General features: G+C 47.1%; 7 protein-coding genes. 3 read left to right on the forward strand and 4 right to left on the reverse strand.

The genetic code is table 11. The features are described from left to right. The 4 genes from A3750_RS08345 to A3750_RS08360 form a co-directional block, all read right to left on the reverse strand. A partial coding sequence (locus A3750_RS08345) for a methyl-accepting chemotaxis protein (protein WP_068548165.1) occupies nt 1-1,710 on the reverse strand: 1,710 nt, incomplete at its 3' end. 461 nt (nt 1,711-2,171) lie between these two features. After that, nucleotides 2,172-2,837, reverse strand: a complete 666-nt coding sequence (locus A3750_RS08350) for an HAD family hydrolase (RefSeq protein WP_068452910.1) — start codon at nt 2,835-2,837, stop codon at nt 2,172-2,174. Beyond that, nucleotides 2,834-3,553, reverse strand: a complete 720-nt coding sequence (gene ubiG / locus A3750_RS08355; RefSeq protein ID WP_068452912.1) for a bifunctional 2-polyprenyl-6-hydroxyphenol methylase/3-demethylubiquinol 3-O-methyltransferase UbiG — start codon at nt 3,551-3,553, stop codon at nt 2,834-2,836. Before ubiG ends, A3750_RS08350 begins: the two co-directional genes overlap by 4 nt. Nucleotides 3,554-3,575: 22 nt before the next feature. Further along, nucleotides 3,576-4,907 carry a TRZ/ATZ family hydrolase gene (locus tag A3750_RS08360; RefSeq protein ID WP_068452918.1) on the reverse strand — a complete coding sequence of 444 codons (1,332 nt, stop codon included), beginning with the start codon at nt 4,905-4,907 and terminating at the stop codon, nt 3,576-3,578. Nucleotides 4,908-5,252: 345 nt separating this feature from the next. Between A3750_RS08360 and A3750_RS08365 the strand changes: the two genes are divergently transcribed. The 3 genes from A3750_RS08365 to A3750_RS08375 form a co-directional block, all read left to right on the forward strand. Continuing rightward, nucleotides 5,253-6,848 (forward strand): isocitrate lyase, encoded by a 1,596-nt coding sequence (locus A3750_RS08365; RefSeq protein ID WP_068452921.1) that lies wholly within the window; start codon nt 5,253-5,255, stop codon nt 6,846-6,848. Between the two features lie 211 nt (nt 6,849-7,059). Beyond that, nucleotides 7,060-7,626, forward strand: a complete 567-nt coding sequence (locus A3750_RS08370; RefSeq protein ID WP_068452924.1) for a hypothetical protein — start codon at nt 7,060-7,062, stop codon at nt 7,624-7,626. Between the two features lie 140 nt (nt 7,627-7,766). Further along, nucleotides 7,767-8,197, forward strand: a 431-nt coding sequence (locus A3750_RS08375; RefSeq protein WP_156498488.1) for a response regulator transcription factor, incomplete at its 3' end; no start/stop codon positions are given.

Below are 8,197 nucleotides of genomic sequence, written 5' to 3' on the forward strand. Positions count from 1 at the left end.
GTCCATCTTCTGACGCGCTGCGCCCGTGCTCAGCTGAAGAGCTTCGATCATCGTGTTTATTTCTTCTGTCGATACCTGAGTTCTCTGTGCGAGAGAGCGCACCTCATCGGCAACGACAGCAAAGCCCCTTCCTTGCTCGCCGGCACGCGCAGCTTCGATAGCAGCATTCAAGGCCAATAGGTTTGTTTGCTCAGCAATGCCACGAATTGTATCGAGAATGCCTTCAATCTGAGTGCAGTTCACTGCAACCTCGTCGATACTTTTATCCGCATCATTGATCGCAGCATTTAGTTGGGATATTTCATCAATCGTACGACGAATCGTGTTTTCTCCTCTTTGTGTCGCTTGCGAGGCTGAACTCGTTGCATCTGCTGTCTCTTGAGTCGATTTCGCGACCTCTGCGATGCTAGCCGACATTTCGGTCACAGAGCTCGCAACCACCTGGGTTTGCTCATTCTGTGCGTGTAAGGATTTTCGGTTTGACGCAGTGATCTCGGCAAGTTCTTCCGACTTCGTCATTAGCGTTGCCGAAATTCCACGAAGATCGCTAATTAACTCACACAACAGCGCCATAAAGGAGTCTACGCTCTGGGAGATCTTGCCCAGCTCATCTGCTGAAGAATCGTTAGTTCGGATATTGAATTCACCGTCATTCATGGCGCTCGCTAGGCTATCTGTCAGGTTGCGTAAACGCTTGCCAATGTCACGCGCTTGCCAAGAGACGAATAGGACAATAAGGCTTAGCAGTGCAACTAATACAAGCGCCTCTACGATGAGACTTGTTGTTGCCTTGTCTATATTTGCTTCTGCTTTTGCTTTTAGGTCGTTAGCCATGGAGTCCGCTATTCCTTTGGCTGCCTTAATGCTTTCGGTAGCGATCGGGAACCAGTTTGATTGCACCTCTGGAGCAATATCGGCGATCTCGCCAGAGCTTGATAGCACCGTGCGCTCAACATCATCTACATGCTGATAGGCCGAACTCAGCTTGAGTGATTCGAACGCGTCGCGCTGATCGGAGGCTGCAAACTCTATTGCTTTGTATTGATGATCTTGTCGGCTAGCTATGTAACTGCTAATTGTCGCTTTGCGCGCCGCACTGAGGTTGCCGCTCTTGAACGTGCCATTCATCATGCCACGAATTTGTCCTGCACGTTCTTTCAGCCAAAGAGTGTGAAGATACGCATAATAGCCACGACCTAGTTCAGGGTCCGAAATCTCGGACTGTACGCTTTCGATCGCGTTCAATGCGTGTTGGTTAACGGACGAATAGTAATGAAACGCGCCGTTCTGGGGATCTAATGCGTCTACACGATTTCGGACGACAGCTTTGTTGCCCATCAATGTTTCTAAGCTGGCAATTAGCTTGAGAGCTTGTGGTGCAATCTGATGATCGGATGCATCAATATAGCTACTTAGCGCAGCCCAAGCTTTATCTGCGACAACTCTCTGGGCGCGCACCTTATCTCCTCCCTTACTTCCTTTGCTTCCCAAGAAACCCGCACTTAACCCTCGCTCTACGGCATGTTGGTGCGCAATGTTGTCGAGTAATGCTGCCAGCTCGATATCGTGGTGAATGGTCTTGTTAGCGTCCAATGCACCTTTGTCGATGACCATTATTTGAACTGCAAAGACGGTGGCTGCAAGACATGGAAGAAACGAGAGAATAATCAACTTTTTGGAAACGTTAATTGAGCGAATCTTATCTAGCACACTGAACTCCTAGAAAATGTATCTGAAACGGAATTGGGCAGAAGGACGCATCTAAAGCCTGCGTTGTTGGTTGATCGGCTGTCGCTTGGAAAAAGTTTGGCACCACGTAGCTTTTTTCGCTGATGGAGTTTCGGCATTTTGCTAGACGTTCTAGTCGTTCCTGACATTTTTCCATCACTCAGTTGTACTCTTTCCTGAAGAAGCACGTGACATACGACCTTACTTGGCACAGGCATCCCCATTATTCACCGATGATGAATACGAATGGTAAAGGCTAGGTGGTCATTCGAAGATGCTGCTCTAAATCACAGATATTAGGGTAGTTTAGCTTGCTCTGACTGCAAGCTTTTTGTGCAGAAAATGTACTGTTAAGGCGTGGGTGTATTGGTTGGCACTGATTGGTTAAATAGCTGTTTTTAGCGTGCGGCGACGAACTGCTTGGAATGATACGCAGAATCGCCTTATTGAAATTTGGTTTGTCTTTCAAAGTCACTTAGCGATGTAATGACAAAGTCAGCACTCCAGCTATCGATGTTGATCTCTTCGTCAAAATAGCCAAAGGTGACCGCAGCAGTCCGGCAACCGGCACGCTTGCCAGCGATGATGTCCCGTTCATGATCTCCCACATAGAGAATGTCTTGGGCATTCAAATCTAGCTCTCTAGATGCGAGGAGTATCCCTTCTGGGTCCGGTTTTGCGTTGCTCAAATCATCTGCGCATACCAATACTTTGCAGTTTAAGTTGAGCGATGAGCGCTCGAGAATGAGCTCTGTATAGAGCCGTGGCTTATTGGTAACGATCCCCCACGGAATCTGATTTGAATCAAGGATATTCAGTATTTCAGTCATCTCGGGGAATATCGATACTTGATGTCCCGCTACTTCAGCATAAATATCCAAAAGCTCCAAGCGGCGCTGCTCGAATGTGTCGGGGTCTAGTGAGTCATGGTCAAAGCAGAGCTGAGTGAGTGCTCTCGAACCATCAGATACTCTATTTCTAATAGTAAGCTCAGATAAACGAGGCAATTGGTAACGCTGCCTGAGTTCATGCAAGGTGACGTAGAAGTCAGGTGCGGTATCCATCAGCGTACCGTCTAAGTCGAAAAGCACGCCTCTAATTGCCATCATTTTAGCGGCTTCTTGGCATGCATAAGATAATTGACGTCAACATCCCGCGATAGCTTGTATTCCTTAATGATCGGATTGTAAGTCATACCTGTTAAATCAAGCATATCCAACTCTGCTGTTCGCACATGGTTCGCAAGCTCTGAGGGCTTAATAAACTTCTTGAACTCATGTGTCCCCTTTGGAAGCATTTTCAATATGTGCTCGGCGCCAATAATCGCGAATAAATATGACTTCGGGTTTCGATTAATCGTGCTTAGAAAAAGCTCACCACCAGGCTTTAATAATTTCTCGCATGCTTGGATGATTGAAAGAGGAGACGGCACGTGCTCAAGCATTTCAAGGCAGGTCACGATGTCGTAAGTTCCCGCTTCTTGCTCTGCAAGCTCTTCAGCTGTGATTTGGCGATAATCTACGGAAATACCCGATTCAAGACTATGAAGCTGCGCAACAGCAAGTGGCGCCTCTCCCATGTCGATGCCCGAGACTTCGGCCCCTCTATGCGCCATTGCTTCGCTCAGAATGCCGCCCCCGCAACCAATATCAAGTACCTTCTTGCCTGCAAGAGATGCGCGCTCATCAATGTAATTCACGCGCAGTGGGTTTATGTCGTGCAAGGGTTTGAACTCGCTAGTCTTGTCCCACCAGCGACTTGCTAGTGCTTCAAATTTAGCGATCTCTGATGGGTCTACGTTTGGATTTTTTACCGATATTGTCATACTGATTCTCGTGCTTTTTTGGCTAACGCTGTTTGCTGCTCAAGACGCTTTTCTGACGCAGCTTACTCTGCGCAATAAGCTCTTCCTCATTAACGCGGGTTAGGCGGCCGCAATCTAACAGAAGTTCTCCCGCAACCCAAGCATGGCTAACTTGTCTTGAGTTTACGTTGTAAACGATGTCAGCCTCGATGTCATAGCTAGGAACTGTGTTTAACTGGCTAAGATTAAGTGCGATTAAGTCGGCTTGCTTACCTATCTCAATTGAGCCTGTTTTATGCTCTAGTCGTAGCGCTTTTGCTCCGTTTATTGTTGCCATTTTGAGTGCTTCTCGGGCTGGGACGGCGGCCGCATTACCGGAGTATCCTTTGGCTATTAGAGCTGCTGTGCGCATCTCGCCGAACATATCCAGATCATTGTTGGAGGCGGCACCATCCGTTCCTAGGGCAACGTTAACCCCAGCGCTTAACAGGTCCTGGGTTGGACAAAATCCGCTGGCGAGCTTCATATTAGATTCAGGGCAGTGTACAACATGCACTTTTTTCGCAGCCATTAGAGCAACTTCGTCTGCTGTCAGTGCCGTCATATGGACCGCCTGCACCGCGCTGCCCAGCTCCAGAAGGCCCAAGTCAGCCAATCTCTCAATAGGGCGCTTGCCATTTAAGGCAATTGCGTCATCAACCTCTTGTTGCGTTTCATGCACGTGCATTTGAATTGCCATATTTCGTTCAACTGCCAAGTGACAGACATTTTTTAATGCGCCATTTGAAACGGTGTAAGGCGCATGCGGGCCTAGGGCTATGCTAATTCGCTGATGATTTCTAAAGCGTTCATGCAGTGCTTTTGATTTAGATAAATACTCGTCGGGCCCGGAACCCCAAGGTGTAGGAAAATCCAAAATTGGCGTGCAGAGTTGAGCTCGGATTCCCTGTTCATCCACTTCGCTTGCCGCAGCTTCGGGGAAAAAATACATGTCGCTAAACGTGGTTGTTCCACTTTTAAGCATCTCCGCGATGGCAAGCCGTGTGCCTAGGCGAACAAAGTCTTCACTTACGTTTGCTCCTTCCGCAGGCCAAATATGTTGCTCAAGCCACTCTTGCAGCGGCAGATCGTTGGCTATGCCTCTTAGTAGTGACATTGCGGCATGCCCGTGTGCGTTGATCAAGCCGGGCATGATCGCGTGTTGCTTTAGATCGAAAACCTGATCAGTCTTAGCTGCACTCGCCTCGGTGGTAGGCAATAAGTCCCTAATTGTCGAACCTGACATTACTAAGCTGTGGTCATACAACAAAGGCTGCGCGTCATTCATGGTTAGAATGCATCCTGCGTCGATACGAATAGTTTTGAGATCGCCCATAACCAGATTCCTTAGTTGGCTGTGTTTGATTTGCGTCCACTTCAAAAGAGTCTTCAAGTGCTTTTACGTTAACAAAGTGATTTTCGTTCTACTAATTACGTAACATTCACACGCTTACAACGCTCAAAGTGAATAGGCAGGGGGAATGCAATGCAAACTACCGTGTGACCTTAGTTTTTGCTTATTTTCTAAGTGTATAGCGGCTATACGAGTAATATATTTTATTTATGGGCTTTGCAGGATTAAGATTCGCCCCGAACTTTCAAGAAGTGCCTTGGTGCGATGTTAAATCACCGGTTTAACAGGGCTCATCAAGGTGAAACCCGTAAACAGAGGGATAAGCTCATGTCACAATATCAAGACGACATTAAAGCGGTAGCGGCAGCGAAAGCAGCAGCTGGTGCTCCATGGGATCAAATCAATCCAGAATCTGCTGCACGTATGCGCGCACAGAACAAATTCAAAACTGGCCTAGACATCGCAAAATACACTGCAGGTATCATGCGTCGCGACATGGCTGAGTTCGACAAAGACAAAACTAAGTACACACAGTCTCTAGGTTGCTGGCACGGTTTTGTAGGTCAACAAAAGCTTATCTCCATCAAGAAGCATTTCGGTTCAACTGAGCGTCGTTACCTTTACCTTTCAGGTTGGATGGTAGCTGCTCTACGTTCTGACTTTGGTCCACTTCCTGATCAGTCTATGCACGAGAAAACAGCTGTTGCTGGTCTTGTTGAAGAGCTATACACCTTCCTACGTCAGGCTGACGCGCGTGAGCTAGGTGGTCTTTTCCGTGAGCTTGATAAAGCACGTGAAGCTGGCGACTCTGCTCTAGAAGCTGAAATCCAAGACAAAATCGACAACCACGAAACGCACGTTGTGCCAATCGTTGCTGACATCGATGCTGGTTTCGGTAACGCTGAAGCGACTTACCTAATGGCTAAGCAAATGATCGAAGCAGGCGCATGTTGTCTACAGATCGAAAACCAGGTTGCTGACGAGAAGCAATGTGGTCACCAAGACGGTAAAGTAACTGTTCCTCACGCTGACTTCCACGGTAAGCTTCGCGCACTACGTTACGCTTTCCTTGAGCTAGGTGTTGATGACGGTGTAATCGTTGCACGTACTGACTCTGAAGGTGCTGGTCTTACTAAAGAAATCGCTGTTGTAAACGAGCCAGGCGATGCTGGCGATATCTACAACTCTTACCTAGACGTTGAAGAAGTTGCACCAGAAGACACTAACCCAGGCGACGTTCTTATCAGCCGTGACGGTAAGCTTGTTCGTCCTAAGCGTCTTGCTTCAGGTCTATACCAGTTCCGTCAAGGTACTGGCCATGAGCGTTGTGTATTCGATTGTATCGGTGCTCTTAACGCAGGCGCAGACCTACTTTGGATCGAGACTGCAGTACCAACTGTACACGAAATCAAAGGCATGATGGACGACGTACGTAAAGTACACCCAGATGCGAAGCTTGTTTATAACAACTCTCCATCTTTCAACTGGACATTGAACTTCCGTCAGCAAACTTACGATGCATGGGTAGCAGAAGGTAAAGACGTTTCTGCATACGATCGTGCAAACCTAATGTCTGCTGAGTACGACGATTCTGAATTGTCTGCAGCTGCGGACGAGCGTGTTAAAACGTTCCAAGCGGATACAGCTCGCGAAGCGAACGTATTCCACCACTTGATCACGCTACCGACTTACCACACCACTGCATTGTCTGTAGACAACCTTGCTAAAAACTACTTTGGTGAGCAAGGTATGCTTGGTTATGTTGAAGGCGTTCAGCGTAAAGAGATCCGTCAAGGTATCGCATGTGTTAAACACCAAAACATGGCTGGCTCAGACCTTGGTGATGATCACAAAGAATACTACCTTGGTGATCGCGCGCTTAAAGCTGGCGGTGCGAAAAACACTTCTAACCAGTTCTCTTAATTTGAGACTGGCTAGTTAAGCTGTTTAAAAGGCGACCTTAGGGTCGCCTTTTTTCGTTATAGTCCCTTGCTCCACAGATAGAGCGTTCATTTCTGAAGGCTGACTGATTTTATACGGCCTATACCTGAAACAAATGGTCAACTGGCTTGAAGCTAGGTTTTGAGACCCTATAATTCCCGCATCCAGTTTTTTTCCTAGGTTATTGACTGATATGACAGAGCTTCCAGATATTTATAACGATATTGATACAGTTTTAGCAAAAGACGGGTTCGCAATTTCGAATGACGGGGTGTGGTATCACGGTACGTCATCAGCTTTGGTTGATTCGATCAACGCGAGCGGCCTAAATCGATCCGGCGATCAAGCATTCAATCAAGCGGCTAAGAGCACAATGGCTACCATTGGGAATAATTACACAGAGCAACGCGAGCCAGTATTTCTGACTCAGAGCAAGGCGCTTGCTTATTTTTGGGCAGAGCAATGTGTTAAGCGCAGAAGTGTGCGCTTTGAAGGTGATGAGCGCCCTGTAGTTCTGGCTGTTTCTTTGGATGAGGATACGTCAAAGAAAGTGCGTCCAGACGTTGGTGCTGCCGGCCTCCTTATGATTAAAGAAGGAGAGGCATTTATGATTTACCTAGCGAAACTTTATGAGCAGGCTGGCCTTGATGCTCTCGATATTGACCTTATGAAAGCCGAGCGCGAAGAGTACTTGAATAAGCTGGGAATGGCATACATAGACAGTGATATTCCCGCTAGTATGGTCGCGGAGCTTGTTTAATGCGATCTCACGTTGAAGCTGGGTTCTATTTCTTTTTGTCCTGATCTATTGATTTTCAATTGCAAATAACCCTAGACTAGATAAGGTTTAAGCTTAATGCGAGCTTAATAATTATAATAAACGTTTGCGTGCGCTTTTCTATGGAACAGAAAAAGCTTTTGTATGTTGAAGATGAAACAGGCTTGCGTAATAGATTCTCCGAGCTCTTTTTAGCGAACGGGTATAATGTTGTTGCCGCTGACTGTGAAGATCAAGCGAAGCATCTGATTTACTGCTACGCGGATTTTGACTGTGCCGTTTTCGATGTCGAGCTTGGCGAAAATCCTCTTGCGGGCGTCGAGCTATGTCGGGAATTTCGTGAGAAATTCCCATTAACACCAGTCTTAATCCTTTCGGCGCATACAGATACTGGTCTTCAGGAAATGAGTTACAAGCTCGGCGCAGATGCTTATGTCGATAAGCGAGAGCCACTTTCTCTATTGGCTGTGCGTTTAGATGCGCTTGTTGAGCGACACCGCAAAATGAGGGGGTTGAGTGCCGAACATATAGACCTTAAATATTCTCATATTGG

The organism is Oleiphilus sp. HI0079, from assembly GCF_001635105.1.